At 66.0% G+C, this 24,177-nt stretch carries 28 protein-coding genes and 4 tRNA genes; 14 read left to right on the top strand and 18 right to left on the bottom strand.

What is annotated here, in order from left to right:
* The first annotated feature begins 8 nt into the window (after positions 1-8).
* Complete coding sequence (locus P9A17_RS13360; protein WP_278039117.1) at positions 9-1,178, top strand: pyridoxal phosphate-dependent aminotransferase; 1,170 nt, start codon at positions 9-11, stop codon at positions 1,176-1,178.
* Here the strand turns inward: P9A17_RS13360 and P9A17_RS13355 are convergent.
* From P9A17_RS13355 to P9A17_RS13335, 5 genes are read right to left on the bottom strand one after another with little or no spacing between them, the layout of a single operon-like run.
* Complete coding sequence (locus P9A17_RS13355) at positions 1,167-2,078, bottom strand: LLM class F420-dependent oxidoreductase (protein WP_278039116.1); 912 nt, start codon at positions 2,076-2,078, stop codon at positions 1,167-1,169. The two genes, P9A17_RS13360 and P9A17_RS13355, sit on opposite strands and share 12 nt — an antisense overlap.
* 49 nt (positions 2,079-2,127) lie before the next feature.
* Positions 2,128-2,586, bottom strand: a complete 459-nt coding sequence (locus P9A17_RS13350) for an SRPBCC family protein (protein ID WP_278039115.1) — start codon at positions 2,584-2,586, stop codon at positions 2,128-2,130.
* A 6-nt stretch (positions 2,587-2,592) separates the two neighbouring features.
* Positions 2,593-3,033 carry an SRPBCC family protein gene (locus P9A17_RS13345; protein ID WP_278039114.1) on the bottom strand — a complete coding sequence of 147 codons (441 nt, stop codon included), beginning with the start codon at positions 3,031-3,033 and terminating at the stop codon, positions 2,593-2,595.
* Positions 3,034-3,091: 58 nt separating this feature from the next.
* Positions 3,092-4,168, bottom strand: coding sequence for a CaiB/BaiF CoA-transferase family protein (locus P9A17_RS13340; RefSeq protein WP_278039113.1), 1,077 nt, complete (start codon positions 4,166-4,168; stop codon positions 3,092-3,094).
* Positions 4,165-4,605 (bottom strand): SRPBCC family protein, encoded by a 441-nt coding sequence (locus P9A17_RS13335; RefSeq protein WP_278039112.1) that lies wholly within the window; start codon positions 4,603-4,605, stop codon positions 4,165-4,167. The genes P9A17_RS13340 and P9A17_RS13335 overlap by 4 nt, the downstream gene beginning before the upstream one ends.
* 202 nt (positions 4,606-4,807) lie before the next feature.
* On the opposite strand from P9A17_RS13335, the gene P9A17_RS13330 reads away from it, so the two are divergent.
* From P9A17_RS13330 to P9A17_RS13315, 4 genes are read left to right on the top strand one after another with little or no spacing between them, the layout of a single operon-like run.
* Positions 4,808-5,488, top strand: a complete 681-nt coding sequence (locus P9A17_RS13330; RefSeq protein ID WP_278039111.1) for a hypothetical protein — start codon at positions 4,808-4,810, stop codon at positions 5,486-5,488.
* Positions 5,485-6,708, top strand: coding sequence for a DUF445 domain-containing protein (locus P9A17_RS13325; RefSeq protein ID WP_278039110.1), 1,224 nt, complete (start codon positions 5,485-5,487; stop codon positions 6,706-6,708). The genes P9A17_RS13330 and P9A17_RS13325 overlap by 4 nt, the downstream gene beginning before the upstream one ends.
* 24 nt (positions 6,709-6,732) lie before the next feature.
* The gene (locus tag P9A17_RS13320; RefSeq protein ID WP_278039109.1) at positions 6,733-7,086 is read left to right on the top strand and encodes a UBP-type zinc finger domain-containing protein; all 354 of its coding nucleotides are present in this window, start codon (positions 6,733-6,735) and stop codon (positions 7,084-7,086) included.
* Positions 7,087-7,118: 32 nt separating this feature from the next.
* Positions 7,119-7,271, top strand: a complete 153-nt coding sequence (locus tag P9A17_RS13315) for a hypothetical protein (protein WP_278039108.1) — start codon at positions 7,119-7,121, stop codon at positions 7,269-7,271.
* On the opposite strand, the gene P9A17_RS13310 is transcribed toward P9A17_RS13315, so the two are convergent.
* Both P9A17_RS13310 and P9A17_RS13305 read right to left on the bottom strand, forming a co-directional pair.
* Positions 7,268-8,827 (bottom strand): NAD(P)/FAD-dependent oxidoreductase, encoded by a 1,560-nt coding sequence (locus P9A17_RS13310; RefSeq protein ID WP_278039107.1) that lies wholly within the window; start codon positions 8,825-8,827, stop codon positions 7,268-7,270. The two genes, P9A17_RS13315 and P9A17_RS13310, sit on opposite strands and share 4 nt — an antisense overlap.
* A 54-nt stretch (positions 8,828-8,881) precedes the next feature.
* On the bottom strand, positions 8,882-9,487 hold the full coding sequence (locus tag P9A17_RS13305) for a TetR/AcrR family transcriptional regulator (protein WP_278039106.1): 606 nt from the start codon (positions 9,485-9,487) through the stop codon (positions 8,882-8,884).
* Between the two features lie 83 nt (positions 9,488-9,570).
* On the opposite strand from P9A17_RS13305, the gene P9A17_RS13300 reads away from it, so the two are divergent.
* On the top strand, positions 9,571-10,374 hold the full coding sequence (locus tag P9A17_RS13300; protein ID WP_278039844.1) for an MBL fold metallo-hydrolase: 804 nt from the start codon (positions 9,571-9,573) through the stop codon (positions 10,372-10,374).
* On the opposite strand, the gene P9A17_RS13295 is transcribed toward P9A17_RS13300, so the two are convergent.
* Complete coding sequence (locus tag P9A17_RS13295) at positions 10,355-10,939, bottom strand: TetR/AcrR family transcriptional regulator (RefSeq protein ID WP_278039105.1); 585 nt, start codon at positions 10,937-10,939, stop codon at positions 10,355-10,357. The genes P9A17_RS13300 and P9A17_RS13295 overlap by 20 nt on opposite strands.
* Before the next feature lie 10 nt (positions 10,940-10,949).
* The gene (locus P9A17_RS13290) at positions 10,950-11,519 is read right to left on the bottom strand and encodes a chorismate mutase (RefSeq protein ID WP_278039104.1); all 570 of its coding nucleotides are present in this window, start codon (positions 11,517-11,519) and stop codon (positions 10,950-10,952) included.
* A 116-nt stretch (positions 11,520-11,635) separates the two neighbouring features.
* Here P9A17_RS13290 and P9A17_RS13285 point away from each other — a divergent pair, with 116 nt between their 5' ends.
* Positions 11,636-12,022 carry a VOC family protein gene (locus P9A17_RS13285; protein ID WP_278039103.1) on the top strand — a complete coding sequence of 129 codons (387 nt, stop codon included), beginning with the start codon at positions 11,636-11,638 and terminating at the stop codon, positions 12,020-12,022.
* A 43-nt stretch (positions 12,023-12,065) separates the two neighbouring features.
* Here P9A17_RS13285 and P9A17_RS13280 read toward each other — a convergent pair.
* From P9A17_RS13280 to P9A17_RS13270, 3 genes are all read right to left on the bottom strand, one after another.
* Positions 12,066-12,139 (bottom strand) — tRNA-Phe (locus P9A17_RS13280).
* A 39-nt stretch (positions 12,140-12,178) separates the two neighbouring features.
* A tRNA-Asp gene (locus P9A17_RS13275) sits at positions 12,179-12,255 on the bottom strand.
* Positions 12,256-12,294: 39 nt separating this feature from the next.
* Positions 12,295-12,367: transfer RNA gene (locus P9A17_RS13270), tRNA-Glu, on the bottom strand.
* Positions 12,368-12,497: 130 nt separating this feature from the next.
* Between P9A17_RS13270 and P9A17_RS13265 the strand changes: the two genes are divergently transcribed.
* Together P9A17_RS13265 and P9A17_RS13260 are read left to right on the top strand one after the other, a co-directional pair.
* Positions 12,498-12,570: transfer RNA gene (locus P9A17_RS13265), tRNA-Lys, on the top strand.
* A gap of 282 nt (positions 12,571-12,852) precedes the next feature.
* Positions 12,853-13,068 carry a hypothetical protein gene (locus tag P9A17_RS13260; RefSeq protein WP_278039843.1) on the top strand — a complete coding sequence of 72 codons (216 nt, stop codon included), beginning with the start codon at positions 12,853-12,855 and terminating at the stop codon, positions 13,066-13,068.
* Positions 13,069-13,071: 3 nt separating this feature from the next.
* On the opposite strand, the gene P9A17_RS13255 is transcribed toward P9A17_RS13260, so the two are convergent.
* From P9A17_RS13255 to P9A17_RS13235, 5 genes are all read right to left on the bottom strand, one after another.
* Entirely contained in the window at positions 13,072-13,806 is a 735-nt protein-coding gene (locus tag P9A17_RS13255; RefSeq protein ID WP_278039102.1) for a PhnD/SsuA/transferrin family substrate-binding protein, read from the bottom strand.
* 114 nt (positions 13,807-13,920) lie between these two features.
* Entirely contained in the window at positions 13,921-14,610 is a 690-nt protein-coding gene (locus P9A17_RS13250; protein WP_278039101.1) for a hypothetical protein, read from the bottom strand.
* Positions 14,611-14,731: 121 nt separating this feature from the next.
* Positions 14,732-15,628: a serine/threonine-protein kinase gene (locus P9A17_RS13245; protein WP_278039100.1), complete on the bottom strand. Its 897-nt coding sequence runs from the start codon at positions 15,626-15,628 to the stop codon at positions 14,732-14,734.
* A gap of 64 nt (positions 15,629-15,692) precedes the next feature.
* On the bottom strand, positions 15,693-16,349 hold the full coding sequence (locus tag P9A17_RS13240) for a L,D-transpeptidase family protein (protein WP_347403841.1): 657 nt from the start codon (positions 16,347-16,349) through the stop codon (positions 15,693-15,695).
* Positions 16,350-16,370: 21 nt separating this feature from the next.
* On the bottom strand, positions 16,371-17,324 hold the full coding sequence (locus P9A17_RS13235) for an oxygenase MpaB family protein (protein WP_278039841.1): 954 nt from the start codon (positions 17,322-17,324) through the stop codon (positions 16,371-16,373).
* Positions 17,325-17,488: 164 nt separating this feature from the next.
* On the opposite strand from P9A17_RS13235, the gene P9A17_RS13230 reads away from it, so the two are divergent.
* From P9A17_RS13230 to phoU, 5 genes are all read left to right on the top strand, one after another.
* Positions 17,489-18,070, top strand: coding sequence for a TetR/AcrR family transcriptional regulator (locus P9A17_RS13230; protein WP_278039099.1), 582 nt, complete (start codon positions 17,489-17,491; stop codon positions 18,068-18,070).
* Positions 18,071-18,176: 106 nt separating this feature from the next.
* Positions 18,177-19,184 carry an acyl-ACP desaturase gene (locus P9A17_RS13225; RefSeq protein ID WP_278039098.1) on the top strand — a complete coding sequence of 336 codons (1,008 nt, stop codon included), beginning with the start codon at positions 18,177-18,179 and terminating at the stop codon, positions 19,182-19,184.
* Positions 19,172-20,347, top strand: a complete 1,176-nt coding sequence (gene dusB, locus P9A17_RS13220) for a tRNA dihydrouridine synthase DusB (protein ID WP_278039840.1) — start codon at positions 19,172-19,174, stop codon at positions 20,345-20,347. The genes P9A17_RS13225 and dusB overlap by 13 nt, the downstream gene beginning before the upstream one ends.
* Positions 20,348-20,618: 271 nt before the next feature.
* Complete coding sequence (locus P9A17_RS13215; protein ID WP_278039097.1) at positions 20,619-22,556, top strand: LCP family protein; 1,938 nt, start codon at positions 20,619-20,621, stop codon at positions 22,554-22,556.
* 85 nt (positions 22,557-22,641) lie between these two features.
* The gene (gene phoU, locus P9A17_RS13210; RefSeq protein WP_278039096.1) at positions 22,642-23,313 is read left to right on the top strand and encodes a phosphate signaling complex protein PhoU; all 672 of its coding nucleotides are present in this window, start codon (positions 22,642-22,644) and stop codon (positions 23,311-23,313) included.
* 85 nt (positions 23,314-23,398) lie between these two features.
* On the opposite strand, the gene pstB is transcribed toward phoU, so the two are convergent.
* Positions 23,399-24,175 (bottom strand): phosphate ABC transporter ATP-binding protein PstB, encoded by a 777-nt coding sequence (pstB, locus tag P9A17_RS13205; RefSeq protein WP_278039095.1) that lies wholly within the window; start codon positions 24,173-24,175, stop codon positions 23,399-23,401.
* Positions 24,176-24,177 lie beyond the last annotated feature (2 nt).

Genomic DNA, 24,177 nt, shown 5'->3' with positions numbered 1-24,177 from the left:
CGACTGTCGTGACGGTTCGCGGTTTGCAGCCCTATGCGGTGACAATCTTCGCCGAGATGTCGGCCCTGGCCGCGCGCGTCGGCGCGGTCAACCTCGGTCAGGGTTTCCCCGACGAGGACGGCCCCCCGGCGATGCTCAAGGTCGCCGAGAACGCGATCGCCGAGGGCGTCAACCAGTACCCGCCGGGCCTGGGCATCGCGCCGCTGCGCCAGGCAATCGCCGACCAGCGCAGGCGACGCTACGGAAGCGAGTACGACCCCGACACCGAAGTGCTCGTGACCGTCGGTGCCACCGAGGCGATCGCGTCCTCGGTGCTCGGCCTCGTCGAACCCGGGTCCGAGATCCTGCTCATCGAACCGTTCTACGACTCCTACTCCCCCGTCATCGCGATGGCCGGCTGCCACCGTCGCACGGTGCCGCTCCGGCAGGACGGCCGCGGCTTCGCGATCGACATCGAAGCCCTGCGCGCGGCAATCACGCCGAAAACCAAGGCGCTCATCGTCAATACGCCGCACAACCCGACAGGGCTTGTCGCCTCCGACGACGAGCTGCGCGGCCTGGCCGAACTCGCGGTGTCCGCTGATCTGCTCGTGATCACCGACGAGGTCTACGAACACCTGGTCTTTGACGGCAGGCAGCACCGGCCGCTCGCCGACTATCCGGGAATGGCCGAGCGCACCATCACGATCTCGAGTGCGGGCAAGATGTTCAACGCCACCGGCTGGAAGATCGGCTGGGCCTGCGGCCCAAGCGATCTCATTGCCGGCGTGCGTGCTGCAAAGCAATACCTGACCTATGTCGGCGGGTCGCCCTTCCAGCCCGCGGTGGCGCATGCCCTCAACACCGAGGATGCCTGGGTCGACGCCCTGTGCGCGTCGTTCCAGTCCCGCCGCGACCGGCTCGGATCGGCGTTGAGCGACCTCGGATTCGACGTGTTCGACAGCTTCGGAACCTACTTCCTGTGCGTGGATCCGCGACCGCTGGGCTACGACGACAGCACCGCGTTCTGTGCGGAACTTCCCGAGAAGGTCGGTGTCGCCGCGATCCCGATGTCCGCGTTCTGTGATCCCGCAGCGCCACACGCCGATCAGTGGAAGCACCTGGTGCGCTTCGCATTCTGCAAACGCGACGAAACCCTCGACGAGGCGATCCGCCGCCTGCACTCACTACAGCGTTGAGGCCACGCCCCACAGGTTCTCGTCGTAGCGCGTCCGTTCCAACGGGCTGAGCACCACATCCGTCGCACCGGCATCCCGGAATCGGGCCACCGTACGGCGCAGCGCTGCGCCGTCTCCGATCGCGGCGAGGTCCGAGAGATCGTCGATCCCCTCCCGTGCGATGACTTTCTGATACGACGGAATCGTTGCGTAGAAGCTCAGCTGCTCGTTGGCCGCCGCCCGCGCCGTCGCGACGTCGTCGGTCAGCTGCGCGGGCACGAACGCGATGATCCGGGGAGCAGGCCTGCCCGCCTCCGCTGCGGCCTTGGTGATGGTCGGCGCGATGAATTCCTCGATGGTCCGCGGCCCCGCCAGGTAGGGCAGTGTGCCGTCGGCGAGTTCGCCGGTGACTTGTAATGCCTTGGGCCCCATCGCGGCAACGTACACCGGAACCGGAGAGCCACCCGCCAGCGTGACGGGCCAACTCGGCGCCGCGGTGAACTCGGCGCCGTGGAAATCCACCGCGCCGGTGTCGAATACGGATCGCAGCACCGTCAGGTACTCGCGCAGGCGCGCGATCGTGTTGGGCCAGGCGAGCCCGAACGAGGCCCGTTCGATCTCGTGTGCGCCCAACCCCAGTCCGAGGCTGAAGTTCCCGTGCGCGGCGGCCGCAGCGGTCTGCGCCTGCGATGCCAACGTCAGCGGATGGCGCGGATTGAACGGCACCACCGACGTGCCCACCCCGAGGCCGGGCACCGCCGCACCGATCAGCCCCGCGAGCGAGATCGCGTCGTGGTCGAACTGCTGAGCGACCCAGACCCGTCCCACTCCGAGTTCGTGCGCCCGGCGGGCCTGGACCACGTAGTCGTCGACGGCGTTCTCGGCGCCGGCACTTCCGAACAGCACGATGTCAGCGGGCATACGTCGACCAACCCGCGCGCGGTCGCCAGGTATTCCGTCCGGCCGAGATCTACTCCACGTGATGAGAAGTGTTGTTGCGCAGCGCCAGTTGACGTATCCCGATCGTCTGCGCGTCGAGAACGGCGCCGCTGGCCCGTTTGACCAGGAACTCGGGGACCGGCGCCGCAGGCTCGACCGTGATGTCGACCCGCATCCGCGTCGACTCGCCGCTGTTCTCGTCGACCAACCGGTACTCCACATGCTGGGCATACTGCTGCGACGTCGGCAGTGCGTCCCACACCAACCAGTCCGGGCCCCAACGATATTCGAGGATCTCGGTGTCGCTGAGCCCGAGCACGCGCACCTTGACGCGGACGTGGTGCGGACGGCCGTCCGGGTACGCGTCGATCACGTCGACGTGCTTGTGCATCGACGAATACGACGGCCACGCCGTGACATCGGCGAGGGCCTCCATGACGACATCCCGAGGCGCCTCGATGAGGATCTCCCGCGTCGCCCGGATCGCCATGAGGAGCTACCGCGCGACTGCCAGAACGCGTTGGCGCAAATCTTCCAGCGCCACGTCAAGCACCATCTTCTTGGCCCGCCGCACCAGGAACGTCGGATACGGTGTGGCCAGATCGAGGATCAGGTCGAAACGCACCAATGTTCGCTCCTCGCCGACGGCGGTCAGGTTGTACTCGCCGTGCTGGCAGCGCTGCCGCGACGTCTGCTGGGCATCCCACACCACCCAGTCGTCGCCCCAGTGGTACTCCAGCATCTCCTTATCGGCGAGCCCCATGATCTTGACCGTCGCCCTGACGTGGTGCGGCCTGCCGTCGGGATGGCGGTCCACCACCTCGGTGTCCTTGTGTAGCGACGACCACGAGGCCACCGCTTCGATGTCCGCCAAGGCGTCCATGATCGCCTCCGGCGGGGCCTCGATCTCCACTTCGCTGGAAGCTCGCACCGCCATAGGAGCAAATCCTGCCACGCAATCGGCCTTGCGCGAAGGATTTTGCAGCTAATGTCGGTTACCAGTCGACCTGCTCGATCGAGGTTGCCTGCTGCGGTGGTCGGCCCACGTCGGGCGACGGTGTCCGCGAGAAGCGCGGCGCCGGAGCCGCCTGATCGACGCCGTGCGCGGTCACGATCGTCTCGCGCTCTCGCAAGTGTCGGCTGGCAGCCGCCTCTGCCCACGTCAGAACCGGCGTCACACAGGCGTCGGTGCCCGAGAAGACTGCCGTCCACTCGTCCCGCGTCCTGGTCGCGAACCGCTCGGCGAAGAGCTCGTGCATCGCCGGAAAGGACGCCCGGTCGAGTTGCTGCGGCAGCTCGTCGGCGACAAGTTCGAGGCCGGCGAGCAGTTGGGCATAGAACTGCGGCTCGATCGCGCCCACGGCCACGTACCGGCCGTCCGCGGTCTCGTAGGTTCGATAGAACGGGGCCCCGCCGTCGAGCAGGAACGACTCGCGCTCATCGCGCAACGCGCCCGTCGCCTTCATCGTCCATGCCATCTGCGACAGCATGCTGACTCCGTCGACCATCGCGGCATCGATCACCTGCCCCTTGCCGGAGCTCTCGCGCTCGTACAGCGCGGCGACGATGCCGACCAGGACGAGCATCGACCCGCCGCCGAAGTCGGCGACCAGATTCAGCGGGGCGACGGGCGGCCGGTCCCGATATCCGATCGCCGACAGTGCACCCGTCTGCGACAGGTAGTTGATGTCGTGGCCCGCAGACCTCGCCAGCGGGCCGTGCTGCCCCCAGCCGGTGATGCGGGCGAAGATCAAGCGGCCATTGACCGTGTCGCAGTCCTGCGGCCCGATGCCGAGCCGCTCGCACGTACCCGGCCGGAAACCGTCGATCAGCACATCGGCTTTGGCGATCAGATCGAGCAGCTTCTCGCGATCGGCTTTGAGATCGAGGTCGATGACCCGCTTGCCGCGGTGGAGCAGGTCGACGTCCTCAGCGGGCATCTGCAACCCACCGGGCCGACGGACCCGCACCACATCGGCCCCGAGGTCGGCGAGCATCATGCCGGCGTGCGGACCCGGCCCGATCCCGCCGAGTTCGACCACCCTGACCCCGGCGAGAGGGCCCGCGCTCACCCGTTGATGACCTTCAGAACCTGCTTGCGCAGACCGTCTGTCGCCACGTCGACGGCGCCCTTCATCGCGCGCTTCAGGATGAAACCGGGCAGCGGGACCAGCAGTTCTATCTCGATGTCGAAACGCAGCGTCGTCTTGTCGCCGTTCGGGGTGACGGTGTACTTGCCCACCTGCGACTTGAGCGCCTTCGCCGACAGCAGCGTCCAGGTGGCGCTGTTGTCGGTCCACGTGTATTCGACGAGCAGGTCGTCGGTGATGCCCGCCGAGCTGATCTGCATCTTGACCTGCTTCGGGCGCCCGTCGTCGTAGGTGTCGACGATCTCGGCCTTCTTGTACTGCGACGCCCAGGTGGGCGTCGCCTCGACGTCGGCGATGACGTCCAGGATCTGTTCGGGGGTGGCTTCGATGACGATTTCGCGCGAGTCCTTGGTTGCCATGCGGAGACCTTATCGACCGCCACCCGCGCGGTGTGTGCACATTCCGCACATGATTCGCCGGCAACTTGTCCGGACCAATGCCCGATCCGGTATCCCATTGTCCGGACCAACTTTTCGCTTCCGCGCGTTCGGGCTCCCAACAGCATCTTTGCGCCTACTGTGACCTTACCGTTGGGGCGACTAGAGGGGCGGGCGTCGGTCGATGAATCCGGCTCAATGGCTTGGCGACGGGCTGGGTTTCGTCATCAGCTCCGCGCGGCAGCTGCCGGGAGGTACCGAGGTGACCACCTGGCTCGCGGGAGCCGAACGAGAACTCGTACGCGCCGTGCGTGCGCACCTCGACGACATCGACCCGCCGGACCCCGACGATGACGACGTCGCCCTCGAGCCCGGTGACGACGAAACCGTCACGCCCCGAGCGGTGTTCAAGGATCTGATGCGGCGGTCGCTGTCCGACAGCCCTGCCCAGAGCCGGACGGCCGTGCATCTGGCGCTGCTGCAGGCGATCGTGCCCGACGAGGCACGCATCTTCGCCGCGGTGTCCGACGGTTCCACCTATCCCGTCATCCACGTCGGCGAACCCGGTGTCGGCACCGCCGGCCCCCTCGTCTTGAAGAACGCCTCCACGGTGGGACGCGCCGCGGGCGTTGCCGTTCCACAGCGGACCCCGTTGTACGTCACGCACATGCTGCGGCTCGGCCTCGTCGTCCTGGGGCCGCCGGACGCCACGATGCGCGACGACTACGAGATGTTGCTCACCGACAGTGCGGTCCATTCGGCGATCACCTCGGTCAGTCGCGGCATCCGGACCGCCCGCATCGTTCGACGCACCCTCGGAATCTCCGAACTCGGCCGCCAAGTGTGGGAGGAAGCAGCGACATGACAGGCATCTTCACCTATCCGCTGTGGGTATACATCTCGATACCGCTCGGAGCCGCGCTGGTTGGCTGGGCGACCAAGATCCTGGCCGTCAAGATGATGTTCCAGCCGGTCGAATTCAAAGGAATCCCACCGTATCTCGGGTGGCAGGGCCAGATCCCCAAACGCGCGCCGAAGATGGCCGCGGTCGCGGTCGACTCCATCACGTCGAAGATCATCAATCCGCAGCAGCTGTTCGACCGCATCGATCCCGAAGAGCTGGCCGACGAACTTCGTGAACCTCTGCGCGAAGCCGCCGAGGAACTCGTCGAGACGATCATGATGTCGTTCCAGCCGCAGCTGTGGCGCGCAACGCCCGACCAACTGAAGGATCTGGTCGTCGCCAACGTCGAAAGCCGGATCCCGGCGGCCACTCGCAGCATGTTCGATCAGTTCCGCGGACAGATCGACCAGATCTTCGACATCAAGCACATGGTCGTCACCAACCTGGTCCGCGACAAGGCGACCCTGAACTCGATCTTCCAGGACATCGGGCGGCCCGCGTTCGGGTTCCTCATCCGGTCCGGGCTATGGTTCGGCTTCCTCATCGGACTGGTCCAGATGGTCGTATTCGGTTTCACCGGATGGCATCTCGTGCTGCCCCTGTTCGGTCTGCTGACCGGTGGCCTCACCGACTACGTCGCGCTGCAGATGATCTTCCGGCCCGTCGAGCGGCGCACCATCTTCCCCGGCATCAAGTGGCAAGGGGTCTTCCAGGCCAGGCGCGAGGACGTGATCCGCGGCTACTCGGCGCTGCTGGCCAAAGAGATCTTCACCCCGAAGGCCATCATGGAAAGCCTGCTCACCGGCCCGATGTCGGACAGATTCTTCGACATCATCGAGACCGAGATCGCCCGGACCATCGACGAACAACTGGGCTTCGCGGGCCGGGTCATCGACGTCGTCGGCGGCAGCAAGTACCAGACGATGAAAAAGACGCTGGCAACCTCGGTCATCGACCGGATTCCCGAAACCTCGGCCCATATCGAGAAATACGCCGCAGAACGCCTCGATCTGGAGAACACCATGATCGAGAAGATGGCCGAGCTGACGCCCATGGAATACGAGAACTTGCTGCGGCCGGCATTCAAGGACGACGAGTGGATCATCGTGGTCCTCGGCGCCGGGTTGGGCTTTCTCTTCGGCGAGCTGCAATCCCAGGTCATCCTTCTGCTTGCGCATTAGCCGGGCACGGATAGGCTCGCGAACGTGAGCGATGCGGTCGATCCGACGGTTCCCCCCAGCGGTACAGGATGCGTCGAGTGCGACGCCGCAGGCGGATGGTGGGTGCATCTGCGTCGGTGCGCCGCCTGCGGGCACATCGGCTGCTGCGACGACTCCCCGGCCAAGCACGCATCCGCGCACTGGCGCGCCGAGGGCCATCCGATCATCCGGTCGTTCGAGCCCGGCGAGGACTGGTTCTGGAATTACGACACCAACGCCTACTACGACGGGCCCGAACTGGCCGCCCCGGAGAGCAGACCTGCCGACGAAAGCGTGCCCGGTCCGCGGGGTCGGGTGCCCGCCGACTGGATGGAGCAGCTGCAGGCTCGCCGCGGCTGAATGAAAATCCGCTGCTGGGGTAACCCAGCGCCGTGACGAAAGACAAGCCGAAAACCACCGAGACGGACACCGCGCCCGCCAACACGGATGACGATGTGGTCAGTGATCCGTCCAAGGGTGCCGACCGCGAAGGCGGCGACTGGTCCGACGAGGGCGGCGCCACCCCGAGCGGCCCCGCGACCTAGCGATCCGCGAGCGCCTCCTGCGCCGCGTTGTACCCGGGGATGAACGTGATACCCGGACCGCCGTGGCAGCCTGCGCTGGCGAGATAGAGCCCGTCGATCGGGATCGGCTGATCCACATAGCCTTTCGGCCCGGGACGGTTGCGGCCCATCTGCTCGGGGTGAATCAGTCCGTGGCAGTAGTCACCGCCGGGAGCACCGAACATCGTGCCCATGTGCTTGGGCGTGAACGTGGTGTGGCGCAGGATGAGGCTCTCGAAATCCGGTGCCAGCCGGGTGATCTTGTCGATGACGCGCTGCCCCATCTCCGCCTTCAACTCGCCGTAGCTGGACCGGTCCTCCGACAGCGGGAACCACAGCGAGAACGCTGACACTGCGTGCTTACCCGGCGGTGCGAGAGCGGGATCGTTGGCCGAGGGGATCTGCAGTGCGATGGCCGGGTCGGCGGGCACGATTCCCCGCTGAGAGTCCTCCCACTGCTGCTGGAGTTCCTCCGGTGTGGTGAAAATGCCGATGGCCGACTGGTATTCGGGATCATTGAGCATCTCGTACGGCGCAGCGAACGTGGGCGGGCCGTCCAGCGCGAAGTGCATCTGCAGATAGCTGCCACGGTGGTCGATGTGAGCGAAACGTTCCCGGATGTCTGCAGGGACCACGCTGCCGTCGATCAGCGTGCTGACCGTCACGTCCGGAGCGAGGTTGGAGACGACGATCGGCGCGGTAACGGTCGAGCCGTCTTCCAGACGGACACCGGTGACACGCCCGCCCTCGACGAGGATCTCGTCGACCTTGCTGCGCAGGCGCAGTTCACCGCCCGCCGCGGTGAACATCTGCAGCAGGTGTTCGGTGACGGCCCCCATGCCGCCGTGAAATTTCTTGATCAGCGTGGCGTTTTCGTTCGGGACCGCCAACCCGAAAGCCAGCGCCGCCGCGCTACCGGGCGTACACGGTCCGCGATACGTCGTGTTGACGGCGAGGAACGCGAGCATGCCGCGCAGCGCGCCGTGCTTCTCACGATCGGGCAGGTAGCGGTCCAGGACATCGGTGACGGATCCGAACAGAATGTCGCTGATCGCCTGTCGCTCGAATTCATTGGTGGCACAAGCGAACATCTCATCGAGTGTCTTCGGCGGCTGCGCCGCGTCGAACCGTCCCAGAGCTCTCGTCGGCGCCAGACACCACGCCATCAGCCCGGCCATGCCATTGACAGCCTCGGCGCCGTGCACCTCGTTGAGATGGGTCAGCAGCTTCATCGGATCGGTGTAGTAGACCAGCGGATCGTCGCCGATGCCGCGCAACTGCACCGACATGATGTCGAGGTCGACGGTAGGAAGGTCGCCGAGCCCGAGCGCGTCGCTGACCACCGCCGACGTCGGAACCTGCACCGACCCGGCGATCTCGAACCGGAAGCCGTCGAAGAGTTCGACCGTCGACGCCATACCGCCGGCATAGAGCTTGAAATCCAAGCACAGGGTGCGTAACCCAGCCTGTTGCATGAGTGCCGCTGCGGTAAGCCCGTTGTGGCCCGCACCGACGACGATCGCATCGAAGTCCGTCACCGGCTGAGGCTGACACGGCATCCATGTTTTGTCAATAATGACAAAACATGAATCTCACATGCCGCCCTCCATCCCCGTGCGCAGAAGCTCCAACGCATGCCGGCACAAGCGATCCAACTCCGGCAGCGAACGGTCCTCGCCGAGCATCCAGACCTCCATGGCCCCGAACACCGCGGCCGCGATGCAGCGGGCCGTGACGGTGATGCGCATCCGCTCGTCGGTGCCGGGCGGGGCCCCGCCGGTCTTGGTCATGTGCTCTTCGACAGCCTCGGCGAAGTCCGCCTCGACCTGCCGGATGTGACGCACGATCCGGCCGGCGTCGAGCTCCTGGGAGCGCATCGTCGCGATCTTGGCGACCGCCCAGTCGTCATACGGAGAGGCCATGATCGCCGTGTGCACCGCATCGATGATCGGCTCGTCCGGCGAGCGCGCCGCCAGCGCCGAACGAAACCAGTGCAGCCCGGCGTCGTAGTCGGCGAACAGCAGATCGTGCTTGGACGCGAAGTGCCGGTAGAACGTGCGCAGCGACACACCGGCGTCAGCGGCGATCTGCTCTGCGGTCGTCTCGTCCACGCCCTGAGCCAGGAAACGCACCACGGCAGCTTGGCGCAGCGCTTCCCTCGTGCGCTCACTGCGCACCGTCTGAGCAGGCCGGACCATCTGGGTAAGTTACCCCAGCTTGACTTGTCCACCGGCGATTCCGTTGACTGGCACCGATCGAACAACGCCGGGGGGCCGTGTCTGTGAAAGTGCACCATCTGAACTGCGGGACGATGCGACCGATTGGGGTTCCGACTCCTGTCGTATGCCATGTGCTGCTGGTCGAGTCCGATGCGGGACTTGTGCTCGTCGACACGGGATTCGGCACGCGCGACTGCGACAACCCTGGCGAGTTCGGCTTTTTCAGGCGCCAGATCATCCATCCGGACTTCAACCACGCCGAGACGGCGGCCACCCAACTGCCCCAGCTCGGCTTCGCGCTCTCCGACGTCCGCCACATCATCGCCACCCATTTCGACTCCGACCACATCGGCGGCATCGCCGACTTCCCCAACGCCCGGGTGCACGTGTCGGCTGTAGAAGCGTTCAACGCCATGCGATCTCGTACCATCCCCAACCGGATCCGCTACAACGCGGCGCAATGGGCGCACAGGCCCACCATCGTCGAACACGACGTCGACGGCGAAGCGTGGCGCGGATTCGCCGCCGCCAAAGAACTCACCGAGATCGGGCCGGGTTTCGCGCTGGTGTCACTGCCCGGACATACCCGGGGACATGCGTGTGTCGCCGTCGACGCGGGCGACCGCTGGCTGCTGCACGCCGGCGATGCGTTCTTCCACGTCAGCCAGATCGCTGGCGGTCCACCCATGCCGAAATCTCTGGCCGCGTTTGAGATGGCAGTCGGAGAAAATCGAAAAATGGTCAGAGACAACCACTCTCGCCTGACGGAACTGTATCACCGGCAGGACCCGGACCTGATGATCCTGTGCAGCCACGACCGCGAGCTCTTCGAGCGGGCGAAGGCCCTCAGTTCCCCTGGGGACTGAGTAGCGCGATCGACGCGTCGACGGCGTCGTCGGTGACGTCGCCCATCCGGCCACCCTCTTCGACGGTGATGGCGGTCAGTTCCCGCAGACCGCCCAGCAGCATGATGATCCGCTGACGCGACACCGGTCCGATGCCGGCCGCACGGAACTCGTCGGTGGCACCCAGCGCCCCGACCATGTCGATGAAGTTGTCCATCGCATCACGCTGCAGCCCGCGGGCCACGGCACCCATGGACGGCACATCACGAATCCAGCTGAGCATCAACGCAGAACGAGCCTCACCCGACGAAATCCACGCCTCGATCGCCTGGCGAACCTGCTTCTGCCACGGCGCGCTCGGATCGACGGCTTCGGAGATCTGCCGGACCTGATCGGCGTTGGCGTCTGACAGCAGGGCGACGAAACATGCTTCCTTGCTGTCGAAATGCTCGTAGAAAGTGCGGCGCGACGTCTTGGCGCGTCGCACGATGTCGGCGACCGTCGTCTTCGGATAACCGTCCTCGGCGATCGACGCCTCGAGCGCGTCGAGAAGCCGCTGGCGAAAATCGTTCATGTCAGAAGACATGATCCCATGCTCAGCGGCAGTAGTTCCGGGTGGCGAAGTCGATGGCCTGGCGGTAGAGCGGATCGAGGCCACGCTGCTGCACGACAGTGGCCTTGGCCTGATCGAGCTCGGCGCGGCAGCCCGGCGAGTGGAGCTTGCCCCACTCGTCGGCCATCAGCGTGACCATTTCGCGGTTGAGCGCGTCGATGACGCCGCGCGAGGATGCGAGGTCAGGCGAGTCGACGGGCGCGACCGCGGGGTCGAACTTCCACTGCGCCAGCCGGGTGTACTCGATGGCGACCGTCGCATCGATCTGGTCGCGGAACGCCGTCGTCACATAGGCCGGGTCGATGTTCAGCGTCGTCGCCTCGCCGGCCACCGCGTCGAGGACCACCTGCTCGCGCGCAGGGTCTTCGATGAGCCCGCCGGTGTGGAACTTGTTGGCGGCGACGGGCTCGGCGACCTGAAGCCTCCGGGTCGCGGCATCGACAAGGTCGACGAGCGTGCTGTTCGGCTGGGCGGCCGCAGCGGGTGCGACGAGCGTCCCCAGCGCGGACAGGAGGAACACGGAGGCGAGAAGGCGAGTCATCGGGTACATCATGACATCGCAGTCGTGGTGGCCAGGGCAGGTCCGATGAGTTCCCGCGGCGGTCGCGGTCTGACTCTGCGATGGCGCCGAGTCTCGGCCGCCGCGGACCGAACCTCAGGAGACAGCCAATGCACAAGACGATCTTCGTGAACCTGCCCGTCGCCGACGTCGAACGGTCGCGGAAGTTCTTCAGCGATCTCGGCTACGGATTCAACGAGTCGTACTCCGGGCCGACCGCGGCGACCGTGGTGCTCGGCGAGAACTGGTTCGCCATGCTGGTGCAGCGGGACGCGTTCGACGCCCTGCATCCCTTCGAGACGGCCGACGCCACGAAGGTCAAAGAGTGCGTCGTGTGTCTCGGCGTCGACAGCCGCGAGGACGTGGACGCGTTCGTGGACCGTGCTCTCGCAGCGGGCGGCACGGCCGGAGACACCGAGGACCACGGCGACATGTACGGCCGCAGCTTCAACGACCCGGACGGGCACTCCTGGCAGGTGTTCTGGGCGGTGGGCTGACCCGGAACGAGAAAGACCACCCGTTGCCGGATGGTCTTTGTTGTGGCCAGGGCCGGGATCGAACCGGCGACCTTCCGCTTTTCAGGCGGACGCTCGTACCAACTGAGCTACCTGGCCGGACGGCACCGAACACTGAGCCACAATGCCTCGCCGTGCTGGCGACCCTGACGGGACTCGAACCCGCGACCTCCGCCGTGACAGGGCGGCGCGCTAACCAACTGCGCCACAGGGCCTTACTGTGCTGCTCCTCCCACCGAAGTGGTCGTCGCGCGTACCCCCAACGGGATTCGAACCCGTGCTACCGCCGTGAAAGGGCGGCGTCCTAGGCCACTAGACGATGGGGGCCTATTCCGAATTCCTCCGGGGTACTCGCAACGCTCAAGTCGTTGGGAGCTTCGATAGCTTAGGGTACCGACACCCAAATCCTCAAACGGGCTGCGTGCCGTATCCTTTCCGAGTCCACAACAGACACACTGCCCCTATAGCTCAGTCGGTAGAGCTACGGACTTTTAATCCGCAGGTCCCAGGTTCGAGCCCTGGTGGGGGCACAACGCGAAACGTCCAGCCCGTGCCGTTGACAGCCCGCCTCGACAGCCCACAGACGGCTATCCCGCAGTCGCATGTCGACTCCGCAGCGGCCGGGTGCGTTCGCGCAGCCCCAAAGTTCGGGCAGCTGGGGACCGGACACCCAGAAGCGAAAGCCAGTGACCGCGGCAGGCAAATATTCGATGTCGTTATTTTCTTTTTGGAGTTCGGCGGCACCGGCCTGAGTTACTGTGTGCCACATGGGGGCAAGACTCACGATTTTGGCAGCGGCGTTTGCGGCAACGATGGTCGCAGCACCGATAGCGAACGCTGCTCCCTTCAATCCGCTAACACAGTCGTGCGACCCCAATTACTCCGGCTGCGTGCCGGTGGATAGCGACGTCGACTGCGCCGGCGGTAGCGGCAACGGCCCGTCCTACGTGCAGGGGCCGGTGCAAGTGCTTGGTGATGACATCTACGACCTGGACCGCGACGGTAACGGCATCGCCTGCGAGTCCTAGTCGCTAGAAGCCCGCGGGCAGGCGATCCATATCAGCGAAGAACGCCGCAAGGCCGTCGTCGCGGTAGCGCGTGAACGGACCGAACAAAGCATCGGCACGCGGCTGCCACGCCAGCAGCGCCTCGAGCAATCCGGCCCGCACCGAGTCGTCGACACCGTCGCGAATGACGATCACCGCGCCCGTCGCATCGTCGTAGCGGCCTATCACCTTCGTCGCAACAGCGTTCGACGGCGTCGCCCGCCAGATGTCCTCGACCACCATCGTCGCCCGGACCGTCCCGTCGATAACCGCATCGATCTGGCCCTGCCACGGCGCCGTCGGCACGGTGTCGAAGAAGTCCCTGAGCTCCTCGCCGAGTGAGTGCAACACGATCGCCGGGCAGAAGTAGCTCGACGAACACGAGGTATTGATGTAGCCCAGCGTCGCGCCCCGCAGCTCCTCGATGGACTGGGCCGGGTCGTCACTGCGCACGACGAGGACGCTAGGAAGGTTGGTGCTGCCGGTGATCCGTGACGTCACGAGGACGAAGCCGCGGTAGAAGGTGTCGCCGCTCTGGAGCAGCCGGTGAAAATCCGCGATCGGCATGAACACGACATCGGGCTCGTGCCGCTCGACGCGGCGATCCAGGTACTCGAGGTCGTTCGTGAGCGTCGTCGTGATGCCGAGGCCCGCCAGGATGTCGCTCCACGGCTTCTCGTCGACGGGCAGCCCGAGGTTGCTGTCCACGAGAAACTCCATCGGGCTATTGGACAATTCGTCACGTTCGACCGCATCGAAAGCGCGCGATTGCACGCGACACGCCGACTGAGCCCGTGCAGACCCGCGCGCTCGCGGTGCAGGGGCCCCACAGGGTCAGCGGTAGTAGACCTCGTCGCCGTCGGGGTAGCCCCCGCCGGTCGTCGTGACGTGCACGTGGTCGTAGTGGCCGTAGCCGCCCGAATTGGCGCCGCCCGGGGTGTAGTAGACGCCCCGCCAGATCGCGTCCTGGATGCCGAAGCGCTTCGCGTTCTCCAACACGTACGCCACGATCTGGTTGCCCAGCGCGATGCCGGCCTCAGAACTCGGATTCGGGATCATCACGTCGAGCGCGAGACCGTCGGGATGCCACCGCAGCGCATCCTGACGTACCCCGCCGATGTTGTTGATCTCCGGGAAGACCGCGCTGATGCTGCGGGCCGTCAGGATCGTGCGCACCTGCAGACCGCGCTCGGGCGCGACACCGGCGGGAAGGTGCGGGCTGACGACGCGCCACCGCGAGGCCGAAACCAGCGAGGCGGGGGCGACTCCCGCGGGAGCCTGATCGGTCAGCAGAGCGGGCTGGGGCGCCGGGGCGGGCGCGGCGACGACTTCGACGTTCCACGGCGCCGGGTGCCCCTCGGGGGCCGCCGGTGCTGCAATCGGTTCCGCCTCGACGACGGGCATCGGCCCGGTGTCGGACTGCGTGGCCAGGAGAACGGCCGCCGGGGCCAGAGCGGTCAACGCGTACACCGACGGATTTCGCCGCTTCTTCGGTAATGAGTGCCGACCCACGCCCAGCAACATAACTAAAAATCGCGCAAAATACACCATCGAACTTGAGAACTGAACTCGGCGCGCGGATCGTTACCTGACCGCGACCACCCGGTTAGCGAAGCTATATCCCCAGGTCAAATAAGCAATTTCGCTACACCGCGATCAGTAATGCGGCGAACGCCAGAACAAGCAAAATTGCCGCGCCCGCAAGTACCGCTCCGGTGCGCCGGGGCCGCTGTGCCGGCGCGTCGAGACTCGCGCGCATATGTTCCGCCGAAGCGAATCGCCACCGCGGATCGCGTGCCATCGACCGCTCGATCGTCATCGCGAGAGCCGGATCGATGTCGGGTCGCAACGCCGACAACGGGGCCAGTTGTCCCGCACCGATCGCGTCGGCCAGCGCCGTCAAATTTTCCTGCGGATACGCACGGCGCGCGGTCAGCGCCTCATATGCGACGACACCCAGCGCGTACAGGTCGTCACTGGGTGTGGCGGGCCGTCCCGCGATCCGGTCGGCGGGCAGGTACGCCATCGTCCCGAAAACGCGGTTCGTCAGCGTTTGCGGTGTGTCCGGGCTCTTTGCGACACCGAAGTCGGCGATCTTCACGCCGCCGTGCCGGGTGAACAGGATGTTGGCGGGCTTGATGTCGCGGTGCAGGACCCCGCACGAATGCGCAGCGCTGAGCGCCGAGAGCACGTCACGCATGATCGCGCGCACGTGGTCGGGCGCCAGCGGACCGTGGTGGGCCAGCACGTCGGCCAAGTTCTGTCCCGGCAGGCGTTCCAGCACGATGTAGTGCCTGCCGTCCTGAACGCCTGAGTCGTGGACGGCGACGACGTGCGGGTGATTGAGAGCGGCGGCAGCGCGCGCCTCCGTCGTGAAGCGCCGCCGGGTGTCGGGCAGTGCGCTCACTGAGGGATAGAGCAGCTTGACGGCGACAGGACGCCCCAACCGCTTGTCCCAGGCGTCACGAACTTCGGCCATACCGCCGCGGCCGAGGACACGCCCCAACTCGTAGCGGCCGCCAAGAGTCTCCGGCGCCTGCATACCTCCAAGCTAGCCGGAATGAGATGAACGCAAACCTGACGCGCGGAACAGTCGAGCACAGCGCTCAGACCGGCGGCGGACCTTCGAGGCCCACACCGATGGCGATTCGGGGGTGCGCGGCCGGGTCGAGCCATTGCAGCACCGATCGCATCTCGTTCTCGCCGATGGCCACGCAACCCCAGGTGGGCGAGCCGTCGGACACGTGCAAGAAGATGCCCGCCGACTGTCCCGGAATCCGTGCCGGGTTGTGGTCGATGAGGACGGCGTAGTCGTAGATGGGACCGGAGTCGTACAGGTTCTCGGCATCGTCGGAATCGATCTCGTCGGCGTGGACGTGGGTGTTGTAGGTGGGCGAGTCGACGTCCTCGTCCCACCAATCGGCGTCCGTGGCTTGGAAGTACGGCATTCGGGTGCCGGGATTGGGTTGCCGTCCGAACGCCTGCCCGAGCGGGAAAGTGCCCGCGGGGGTGCGGAACACGTCGTCTTCGGCGGCGCCGACACCCAGCGAGCCGAGGTCTGCCGGAGTCGGGCCGAGAGCCGTTCTCCACTGGTCGCCGACGCGATCGAAGGCCGTCAAGGTGGCGGTGGGCGAGTCCGGCGCGGGCGCGCTCACGACGATCATCTGCGACGGGGCCGTCGCCGGATCGGCTGCCGCGGGCGCAGCAGTACCGCCCAAAAGCGCGGTGATCGCGCTCGCACCGGCGGACAGGATTCGTCGCACCCCACGAACGTACCGCCGCGCTCAGACCTTGGGGCTGTAGAAGTGCGGATCGTCGCGGTACTCGACCGGCGGCAGGTTGCGGGCCGGGGTCTCCACCAGCGGCGAGTCGACGGGCAGCCTGCCGTTGGCGCGATCCCATGCGGAGCGCTTGCGCGGGTGCATCATTGCTCGCTTCGGCAGCAGCTTCACCACGCGATACACGACTTTGCCGAAGAGACGGTGCGCCCGCTCCTGCCGCGGCGACCAGGTGTAGCCAAGCAGCTCCCTGACCGCCGGATCGAAGAGGCCGACGGTGGTGAAGTTGAAGAAGCGTTGCATGGCAATCAGATTCAGCCGCCACATCCAGTCGGGCATCCACTCCAGCGACGGGTGCTTCGTCATCGTCGACAGGTCGAGCACCGTGCGGGTCGCCCAGTTGTCCTCAAGCACGTTGCGGCACATGTGATCCCAGTACTCCTGGAAGTCTTCCCAGGTCTTCGGGACCGGCCGCATGCTCATGCCGTACATGCGGTACCAGGTCACGTGCTCGTCGAACAGCTGGCGCTTCTGGGTTTCGGTGAGGCCGCCACCGAGCCACTCCGCGGCCAGCAGCGTCGACTTGAAGAACGTCGCGTGAGCCCAGTAGAAGACGTCGGGGTTGAGCGCGCTGTAACGGCGCCCCTGGTCGTCGGTGCCCTTGATGCCGATGTGGTAATCGCGCACCTGTGCGCCGGTCCGGGGGGCGCGGTGACCGTCGAACACGACTCCCCCGATCGGATACACCGAACGGTAGAGGCGCGGCATGCGCTCGATGAAGAAGATCGAATGCTGCTGCACGGCGGCGCCCAGCTGCGGGTGCATGTTCTGCATCGAGCCCGCCCACGGCCCCTGCAGCATGCCGGTCCACTGGCCGAAGTACCGCCACGTCAGCGAGTCGGGCCCGAGCGGAACCGGCGGGGCGTCATAGCCGCCGCTGATGGGGCAACCGGTCGCCACGCCTTCGGGTTCGGGGGTGGATCCGTCCCCCTTGCCTTCGGCGGCGTGGTGCCCCCAGGACAATGGGCCTGCCGCGGACGTATCTTGAGTCACTGGTGCTCTTCTCGACGATGCATCACAAGAATTTGACTACGCATGTTGTCACTATGGAGCTTAGGAGGGCCGTGCCGTCCGGTCAACGACGCGGCAGATGGTCGGGTGTCCCGCTTGAGGACCGCCAGGCGCTGCGGCGCGACGAACTGATCGCCGCCGGCATCGGTCTGCTGGGCAGCCCCGGCGGTCCGAGCCTCACCGTCCGCGCGGTGTGCCGCGCGACGGGGCTCACCGAGCGCTACTTCTACGAGAGCTTCGCCGACCGCGACGAATACGTCGGCGCGGTCTACGACGACGTCTGCGCCGCGGCCATGTCGACGCTGATGGAGTCCGACGGCATGCGCGATGCGGTCGAACGGTTCGTGGCGCTGATGATCGACGATCCGGCACGGGGACGGGTGCTGCTGCTTGCACCCGAAGCCGAGCCGGTGCTGGCCCGTTCAGGTGCCCGATGGATGCCGAACTTCATCGAGCTCCTGCAGCGCAACCTCACTCAGATCACAGACCCGACAGCCCAGGCGATGGTTGCCACGGGCCTGATCGGGGCACTCACTGCACTGTTCACGGCATACCTCGACGGGAGGCTGGGCGCGACGCGGGAGCAGTTCATCGACCACTGCGCTGAGCTACTGCTCAGCAGAGCTGTTACCTAAAAGAGCCCTCTACCTCGGTGTGAGCCACGGCGCGGCGACTTGAATGTCACCGGAATACACAGATATATTGAGTGCAACCATTAGGTACAGATAACTGGGAGGTGTCGTGTCGAAAGACCTGACCGACCTGCAACTGCTGACCGAGCTGGAGCCCGTCGTCGAGCCGCTCGTCAACCGTCACATGCGGATGAAGAAGGACTGGAATCCGCACGACTACGTCCCGTGGTCCGATGGCAAGAACTACTACGCGCTCGGCGGTCAGGACTGGCACCCCGAGCAGTCGCAGATCTCCGAGACGGCCCGCGTGGCCATGCTCGTCAATCTGCTGACCGAGGACAATCTGCCGTCCTACCACCGCGAGATCGCGATGAACTTCAGCATGGACGGACCGTGGGGGTTCTGGGTGAACCGCTGGACCGCTGAGGAGAACCGCCACGGCATCGCACTGCGCGACTACCTGGTCGTGACCCGCAACGTCGACCCGGTCGAACTCGAGATGCTGCGCATCGAGCAGATGACCCGCGGCTTCAGCCCCGGCCAGAACGACCAGATCGAGGCCGACCTGTTCGCCGACAGCCTGTTCGACTCGGTCATCTACGTGACGTTCCAGGAACTGGCGACGCGCGTCTCGCACCGCAACACCGGTAAGGCCTGTGAAGAGCCGATCGCCGATCAGTTGCTGCAGCGCGTGTCGGCCGACGAGAACCTGCACATGATCTTCTACCGCGACGTCTCCGAAGCGGGTTTCGAGATCGCGCCCGATCAGGCGATGAAGTCGCTGCACAAGGTGCTGCTCAACTTCAAGATGCCCGGATACACCATCCCGGACTTCCGGCGTCGCGCCGTGACGATCGCCTCAGGTGGCGTGTACGACCCGCGGATCCACCTCGAGGACATCGTCATGCCGGTGTTGAAGAAGTGGCGCATCTTCGAGCGCGAGGACTTCAACGGCGAGAGCGCGCGTATGCGCGACGAACTCGGCGCGCATGTCGAGGAGCTGCGGGAGACGGTCCATAAGTTCGAGGTCGCCAAGCAGCGTCGTGAGGAGCGGCTGCGCCAGATGGCCGAGAAGAAGGCTGCCAAGAACCTGCTGGTGGGATCATCAGCCTCGTAACAGACGCGCAGCGACCGGCCCGATCTGCACTGCAGATCGGGCCTTTCGCATTGCGCAGTCCCGTCGTCCTCGCCCCCATGGCGGGCGTCACCAACGTCGCGTTCCGCACGCTGTGCCGCGAACTCGAGCTGGCCCGCGCCGGCACTGTCAGCGGCCTCTATGTCTGCGAGATGGTCACCGCACGCGCCCTCGTCGAACGCCACCCGGTCACGATGCACATGACGACGTTCGCGCCCGAAGAGTCGCCGCGGTCGCTGCAGCTCTACACCGTCGACCCGGTCAACACCTACAAAGCCGCCAAGATGATCGTCGACGAGAACCTCGCCGACCACATCGACATGAACTTCGGCTGCCCGGTGCCCAAGGTCACCCGCCGCGGCGGCGGTGCCGCGCTGCCCTACAAGCGCCGACTGTTCGGGCAGATTGTGGCCGCCGCCGTGCGTGCCACCGAAGGCACCGATGTTCCCGTCACCGTGAAATTCCGCATCGGTATCGACGACGAGCACCACACCCACCTCGACGCCGGGCGCATCGCCGCCGAGGAAGGGGCCGCAGCCGTCGCGCTGCACGCCCGCACCGCGTCACAGCGGTACTCCGGCAGCGCCGACTGGGATCAGATCGCCGCGCTGAAGGCGCACGTCACGAATGTTCCAGTACTGGGTAACGGTGATATCTTCGACGCTCGTGACGCGCTGGCCATGATGGCCGCGACGGGCTGCGACGGAGTGGTGATCGGCCGTGGCTGCCTGGGGCGGCCGTGGCTGTTCGCAGAATTGTCCGCCGCGTTCACCGGGACTGCGCCCGCAACCCCGCCGACTCTCGGCGAGGTAGCGCAGATCATTCGTAGACACGGCGAGCTGCTCGCTGCGCACTTTGGAGAGGACAAGGGCATGCGGGACATCCGCAAGCACGTCGCCTGGTACATGCACGGCTTCCCCGCCGGAGCAGACCTGCGCCGGTCGTTGGCGCTGGTCAAGACGATTTCCGAGCTGGACGACCTGCTCGGCGAGCTGGATCCGGACGTGCCCTTCCCGCCGGCGGCCAACGGCCCGCGCGGCCGCCAGGGTTCGGCAGCTTCTGTGACATTGCCCGAAGGTTGGCTCGACGACCCCGACGACTGCACCGTGCCCGCAGGCGCCGACGTGATGCATTCGGGAGGCTGACCTGGCACGTTGCCTGTCACGAGATCAGTCCGAGACAGGCTCGAGGCGGTTCTGTGAGCGTGCGGTGAGGGATTCGAGATGGAACGGACACCTGGCTGCGGCTGGATGTCTCGCAGGATGTCTCAGTACGATGAGGGATCAAACACCCCGCTCCGGTGGCGGAGCCGGGGCCAGTGCTTTAAGACAGTTATCAGGCACACGGCAGTCTGCGTGCCAGTGCGCAACGACGCGCACGCATCGCTAGCCGTGGAAGCTGGAAGGCCGGTAAGACATGAGTGACGGCGACATGGAGGATGCCGCTGCCACTCCTGGCCGTCCCGATGCGGCAGGCGACAATACCGACGCTGACTGGAATACCCGATCCAGGCGATCGATTCCAGGCGACACGCCGCGGGAACGTGACAGCGACACCGAGCGCTCGGGACCCGTCACCGTTGCGGACCTGATCGCCAAGATCAACGGCGACGCCCCGCTGCCCGAACCGACTCGCCACCGGGCGGTGCCCGAATCCGAGCCTGAGCTCTACCCCGACACCGATGAGCTGGACACGACGATTCTGCCCGCGCTGGCAGGACGCACCTCTGAGCTTCCCGACCTGGCCGCGCCCCGCCCTGCGAAGCACGCCCCGGTCCGGCCACGCCGCCGGCACCGGCGCATTGCCCTTGTCGGCAAGGTCGCCGCGGCCCTGGTGGCCGTCCTGGCCCTGGTGCTCACCGGCGGCGCCTGGCAGTGGCAGTCGGCCAAGAACAACCTGCTGAACCGGGTGTCCGCCCTCGACCCCGATTCGCGCGACATCGTCGACCCCAACGCCCAATTCGGCGACGAGAACTTCCTCATCGTCGGCACCGACAGCCGCCTCGGTGAGAACGCCGGCATCGGCGCGGGCACCACCGACGACGCCGCCGGCGCCCGGTCGGACACCGTGATGCTGGTGAACATCCCCGCCAACCGCAAACGCGTTGTGGCCGTGTCGTTCCCACGCGATCTTGAGATCGACCCGATGCAGTGCGAGCCCTGGAACCCCGAAACCCGGCAGTACGGGCCGATCATGGACGAGGAATCGCCCATGTACGGCAAGGAGACCGTCTACACCGAGTACAAACTGAACTCGGCGTTCGCCGTCGGCGGACCGAAGTGCCTCGTCAAGGTCATCCAGAAGCTGTCCGGCTTGCACATAAACCGTTTCATGGCAGTCGATTTCGTCGGTTTCGCCAAGATGGTCGACGCTCTCGGCGGCGTGGAGGTGTGTAGCAGCACCCCGATCGAGGACTACGAACTCGGCACGGTGCTGCCCGCCGCGGGACGCCAGGTCGTCAACGGCCACACCGCGCTGAACTATGTGCGTGCCCGTCAGGTGACCACCGAGACCAATGGCGACTACGGCCGCATCAAACGCCAGCAGCTGTTCCTGTCGTCACTGCTGCGTTCGCTGATCTCCAAGGAGACCTTCTTCTCCCTGACGAAGCTCAACAACGTCGTCAACATGTTCATCGGCGACAGCTACGTCGACAACGTCGACACCAAGGATCTCGTGGACCTCGGACAGTCCGTGCAGGGCGTCAACGCCGGGCGCATCACGTTCGTCACGGTGCCGACCGTCGGATACGCCGACGAGTGGGGCAACGAGATTCCCCGCACCGAGGACATGCGCGCGCTCTTCGACGCGATCATCAACGACGACCCGCTGCCCGAAGAACGCAACGCCGATAACACCCCGGTGCCGGGCACTCCCGAGTCGCTGACCAGCGCCGCGCCCGGTGAAGACGAGCAGGGCCAGTCCGGCAGCGGCGAGGTCGTCGACGCCATCGTGACCGACCCCGAGACCGTCACCGTCCAGGTGTCGAACTCGACCGCCCAAACCGGCCTCGGGGCGACGGCGTCCAGCTCACTGCAGCAGTACGGGTTCAACGTCACCACCCCCGACGACTACCCCGGCCCGCTGGACCAGACCACGGTGTTCTTCTCCCCCGGCAACGAAGAAGCCGCCGCGACGGTGGCGTCATCGTTTGCCAACGCCACCACCGAGCGCGTGAACGGCATGGGCGACGTCGTCCAGGTCGTCCTCGGCAGCGACTTCGACTCGGTCGCAGCGCCCTCACCGAGCGGATCGCCCTACCAACTGAACGTCATCCGCGGCACCAAGGCCCCGACGACCGAGCTGCCCGAGGACCTCACGGTCACCAACGCGGCGGACACCAGCTGCGAGTAGACCTCGGCGTTTCGGCAGGTGGCATTCACCGTCCGTTCACCGGGCAGCTCGTGACGGTCGGCTCGCCAGCCCGTAGGGTTGGTGCATGCGTACCGCTTATCACGAGCAGTTGGAGGCCCTGTCCAGCAGGCTCGGCGAGATGTGCGGACTTGCGGGTGCTGCCATGGAGCGAGCCACGCAAGCCCTCCTGCAGGCCGATCTCGCCCTCGCCGAACAGGTGATCACCGACCACGACCAGATCACCGCGCTGAGCGTCCGCGCCGAGGAAGAGGCCTTCGTCCTCCTCGCACTCCAGGCGCCCGTCGCCGGCGATCTCCGGGCGATTGTGAGCTCCATCCAGATCGTCGCCGACGTCGACCGGATGGGCGCACTGGCGCTGCATGTCGCAAAGATTGCCCGCCGCCGCCACCCCCAGCACGCGCTGCCCGAAGAGGTCAACGGCTACTTTGCCGAAATGGGCCGTGTCGCCGTGGAACTCGGCAACAGCGCCCAGGAGGTGCTGATCACGCGGGACCCGGAGAAGGCAGCCAGGATCCGCGAGGAAGACGATGCGATGGACGACCTGCATCGCCATCTGTTCACCGTCCTGATGGACCGGGAGTGGAAGCACGGCGTCGCCGCTGCGGTCGACGTGACACTGCTGGGCCGCTTCTACGAGCGCTTCGCCGACCACGCCGTCGAGGTGGCCCGCCGAGTGATCTTCCAGGTCACCGGCCGGACCTCCGAAGAAGACGCAGTCTCCTCCACCCCCCGCTGACGTAGCTCCTGCTGCCGAGCAGACAGAAAATCGCCCCATCTCGGGTGAGATGGGGCGATTTTGTGTCTTGTCGCGCAGAGGGTGTCTAGCCGAAGCGGCCCGAGATGTAGTCCTCGGTCGCCTTCTGCGTCGGGTTGGAAAAGATCTTCTCGGTGTCGTCGATCTCGATGAGCTGGCCCGGCTTGCCGGTCGCCTCGAGGTTGAAGAACGCCGTCTGATCGCTCACACGCGCGGCCTGCTGCATGTTGTGCGTGACGATCACGATGGTGAAGTCCTGCTTCAGCTCCGAGATCAGATCCTCGATCGCCAGCGTCGAGATCGGGTCGAGCGCCGAGCAGGGCTCGTCCATCAGCAGGACGTCCGGTTGTACCGCGATGGCACGGGCGATGCACAGGCGCTGCTGCTGACCACCGGAGAGGCCGCCACCCGGCTTGTCGAGGCGGTCCTTGACCTCGTTCCAGAGGTTGGCGCCCTTGAGTGAACGCTCGGCGACCTCGTCGAGGGTCTTCTTGTTGCGCACGCCCTGCAGCTTCAGCCCCGCGACCACGTTGTCGCGAATCGACATGGTGGGGAAGGGATTCGGCCGCTGGAAGACCATGCCGATGGTCTTGCGGACACCCACCGGATCGACGCCGGCGCCGTAGATGTCGTCACCGTCGAGGAGCACCGACCCTTCGACGCGGGCACCGGGGATCACCTCGTGCATACGGTTGAGCGTGCGCAGCACGGTCGATTTACCGCAGCCCGACGGACCGATGAAGGCGGTGACGCTGCGGGGTTCCACCGACAGTGAAACGCCCTGCACGGCATGGAAACTGCCGTAGTAGATGTTGACGTCTTTGAGATCGAGACGCTTGGCCATGT

It is taken from the genome of Mycobacterium sp. 236(2023) (genome assembly GCF_029623955.1).
Taxonomy (GTDB): domain Bacteria; phylum Actinomycetota; class Actinomycetes; order Mycobacteriales; family Mycobacteriaceae; genus Mycobacterium.
Note: the sequence above shows the minus strand (reverse complement) of the source record. Positions and strands in the feature narration are given on the sequence as shown.

What these genes read in the sequence shown, in the direction of transcription:
- P9A17_RS13355 (WP_278039116.1), bottom strand. Translation starts at nt 2,078, where the DNA reads ATGCCCGCTGACATCGTGCTGTTCGGAAGTGCCGGCGCCGAGAACGCC.
- P9A17_RS13350 (WP_278039115.1), bottom strand. Translation starts at nt 2,586, where the DNA reads ATGGCGATCCGGGCGACGCGGGAGATCCTCATCGAGGCGCCTCGGGAT.
- P9A17_RS13345 (WP_278039114.1), bottom strand. Translation starts at nt 3,033, where the DNA reads ATGGCGGTGCGAGCTTCCAGCGAAGTGGAGATCGAGGCCCCGCCGGAG.
- P9A17_RS13335 (WP_278039112.1), bottom strand. Translation starts at nt 4,605, where the DNA reads ATGGCAACCAAGGACTCGCGCGAAATCGTCATCGAAGCCACCCCCGAA.
- P9A17_RS13330 (WP_278039111.1), top strand. Translation starts at nt 4,808, where the DNA reads ATGAATCCGGCTCAATGGCTTGGCGACGGGCTGGGTTTCGTCATCAGC.
- P9A17_RS13325 (WP_278039110.1), top strand. Translation starts at nt 5,485, where the DNA reads ATGACAGGCATCTTCACCTATCCGCTGTGGGTATACATCTCGATACCG.
- P9A17_RS13305 (WP_278039106.1), bottom strand. Translation starts at nt 9,487, where the DNA reads ATGGTCCGGCCTGCTCAGACGGTGCGCAGTGAGCGCACGAGGGAAGCG.
- P9A17_RS13295 (WP_278039105.1), bottom strand. Translation starts at nt 10,939, where the DNA reads ATGTCTTCTGACATGAACGATTTTCGCCAGCGGCTTCTCGACGCGCTC.
- P9A17_RS13290 (WP_278039104.1), bottom strand. Translation starts at nt 11,519, where the DNA reads ATGATGTACCCGATGACTCGCCTTCTCGCCTCCGTGTTCCTCCTGTCC.
- P9A17_RS13285 (WP_278039103.1), top strand. Translation starts at nt 11,636, where the DNA reads ATGCACAAGACGATCTTCGTGAACCTGCCCGTCGCCGACGTCGAACGG.
- P9A17_RS13260 (WP_278039843.1), top strand. Translation starts at nt 12,853, where the DNA reads ATGGTCGCAGCACCGATAGCGAACGCTGCTCCCTTCAATCCGCTAACA.
- P9A17_RS13255 (WP_278039102.1), bottom strand. Translation starts at nt 13,806, where the DNA reads ATGGAGTTTCTCGTGGACAGCAACCTCGGGCTGCCCGTCGACGAGAAG.
- P9A17_RS13250 (WP_278039101.1), bottom strand. Translation starts at nt 14,610, where the DNA reads ATGTTGCTGGGCGTGGGTCGGCACTCATTACCGAAGAAGCGGCGAAAT.
- P9A17_RS13245 (WP_278039100.1), bottom strand. Translation starts at nt 15,628, where the DNA reads ATGCAGGCGCCGGAGACTCTTGGCGGCCGCTACGAGTTGGGGCGTGTC.
- P9A17_RS13215 (WP_278039097.1), top strand. Translation starts at nt 20,619, where the DNA reads ATGAGTGACGGCGACATGGAGGATGCCGCTGCCACTCCTGGCCGTCCC.
- phoU (WP_278039096.1), top strand. Translation starts at nt 22,642, where the DNA reads ATGCGTACCGCTTATCACGAGCAGTTGGAGGCCCTGTCCAGCAGGCTC.
- pstB (WP_278039095.1), bottom strand. Translation starts at nt 24,175, where the DNA reads ATGGCCAAGCGTCTCGATCTCAAAGACGTCAACATCTACTACGGCAGT.